Source organism: Moorena sp. SIO3I6 (genome assembly GCF_010672095.1).
The window spans coordinates 1-2,171 of record NZ_JAAHHU010000802.1; the positions used below are offsets into that span (position 1 = coordinate 1).

General features: G+C 44.3%; 2 protein-coding genes and 1 pseudogene. All 3 read right to left on the bottom strand.

Annotation, left to right across the window (positions count from 1 at the left end; all coding sequences use genetic code 11):
• Positions 1 to 1,228, bottom strand: a pseudogene (locus F6K49_RS42915) (S9 family peptidase); the annotation flags it as partial.
• A 298-nt stretch (positions 1,229 to 1,526) separates the two neighbouring features.
• Positions 1,527 to 1,751, bottom strand: a complete 225-nt coding sequence (locus F6K49_RS42920; RefSeq protein WP_293067266.1) for a type II toxin-antitoxin system HicA family toxin — start codon at positions 1,749 to 1,751, stop codon at positions 1,527 to 1,529.
• On the bottom strand, positions 1,748 to 1,963 hold the full coding sequence (locus F6K49_RS42925; protein WP_293067268.1) for a type II toxin-antitoxin system HicB family antitoxin: 216 nt from the start codon (positions 1,961 to 1,963) through the stop codon (positions 1,748 to 1,750). Before F6K49_RS42925 ends, F6K49_RS42920 begins: the two co-directional genes overlap by 4 nt.
• Positions 1,964 to 2,171 lie beyond the last annotated feature (208 nt).

Below are 2,171 nucleotides of genomic sequence, written 5' to 3' on the forward strand. Positions count from 1 at the left end.
TTTCCCCACTTACCATGTCGTAGCGATAGATGGTTGCAGGGGTGGTGAAGCTGGTATAGGTGTAGAAGGTTTCAGTATCATAACGTAACCCATTGAAACCACCAGCGGAACCAATACCAGGTAATTCAACTTCCCGCACAAAGGAACCATCCAGGTCAAAAATTTTGATGGAGGAGTGAGCATCTTTGAGGTAATCGGCCACAAATTGGTTGTTGAGTAAGCCAACACCTTCTAGGGTTTCATCCGCTTGGGGAATTACTTCTTGCCACTGTGCCTGATCAGGATGATTAGTATCTATGGCAATGACTCGACTACGAGGGGCATCTAAGTCTGTGCTGAACCAAAATACTGATTGATCATTCCCGATGAAGCTATAGCTGGCATCAAATTCGTTAATCAGTTCCACAACTAGGGAATCTGGGTCTTGCAAATTTTTATAAAACACCAGATTCTTGGGGTCAGTACCCTGGTCAACTATAATGATAAGATAATTACCATCTTCAGTGACTCGACCACTAAAGAACCATTCTTTCTGGTCAGGGCGCTCATAAATCAGACTATCCTCTGACTGGGGTGTTCCCAGCTTATGATAATAGAGCTTTTGATAATAATTGAGGTCTTCTAACTTAGTGGCTTCATTGGGTTCATCGAAGCGGCTATAGAAGAAACCTTGATTGTCGTGAGTCCAAGATGCCCCAGAAAACTTCACCCACTTAATCTGATCCGAGAGGTCAAGACCGGTTTCTACCTCCCGCACTTGCCACTCTTGCCAATCAGAACCAGACCTAGACAGACCATAGGCGAGCAGCTTGCCATCTTTACTAATGGCTAAACCTGATAGGGCAACGGTACCATCTTCTGAAAGGGTGTTGGGGTCAAGTAATAGGGTTGGTTCAGCATCCAGGGAGGTCAAGGTGTAGAGAACACTTTGGTTCTGGAGACCATCGTTTTTGAAATAAAAGTAGCGATCGCCTTTTTTAAACGGAGTGCTATATTTCTCGTAATTCCATAGCTTGGTGATGCGCTGCTTAAGTGTTTCCCGTGTTGGTATTTCGCTGAGATAACCAAAGGTGACTTGATTCTGTGCTTCTACCCAAGCCTTAGTTTCCTCTGAATCTGGGTCTTCTAGCCACCGGTAAGGGTCAGCAACTAGAGTACCGTGGTAATCATCGACTTGGTCGGCTTTGCGGCTTTTGGGATAGTTCAGGGGTTGACTGGTAGATGGCATGGTGGCAGATGGTGAGGAGCGTTTCTAGTTTAACGTTTCTATTCTTTGGGCCGAGGTTGGAGGACATGGGCAGCTATGGGGCATAACGTTTTAGGGAGCCTACCCGAGATACTTTCAATTTTTGCGATCGCATTGCTATGGGACTGTGGGAAATTGTCACTGTTCGCGCTTCTTGACCCTCCGGGTTCAGCAGTTACTCTACTTGGGGAAACCCCAAGACTGTACTGCTTCACAAGATTCGCACAAAAATTTGGCGCGATTGACCGTAGGTCAATCTTGTAGTGGATTAACACAGCCATCACAACAATTCCCTGAATTCCTCACGACTAAGCTGAGTGTCACGCAATATTTGGGACAATAAACCACGCCCAATGGTTTCACCAGAATGTACCGGGATGACGGTTCTACGTCCGTCATCATGAATTAAAATATGGTGACTTCCACGTACCCTCGCCACTGTAAACCCTGCTTTCTCCAGTGCTGCGATAATTTCCCGTCCAGTTAAACTTGGTAATTGACTCATACTTCCACTGCAACTCGCTGTACACCAACGAAGTCAAGGGAATCTTCTACATTTTCTTCAAATTCCAAACAAAGGGCGATCGCTTCTCGAATACGCTCCATCAATTCATCCAAAGATTTTGCTTGGGTATGACACCCTTTAAGAGTGGGAACAGAAGCTACAAAGTAGCCATCAGCATCCTGCTCGATAATTACATTAAATTCTCGACTCATTTTTGATTTCAATTTATTGAATATAGATAGTATATTTTGCTTAGCAATATTTACTATATAATCAAATTATAGCATTTTATAGGATTTCCTAAATAGGTGAGGTAATTTCTGGTCGGCCATATTTTTCCTGAAGCTGCTGAAATGCTTCCTTTAACGGAATCCCTTCTCCTTGCTCAAACTCCTCAATACTCTTCCCGATGCCCGCAAT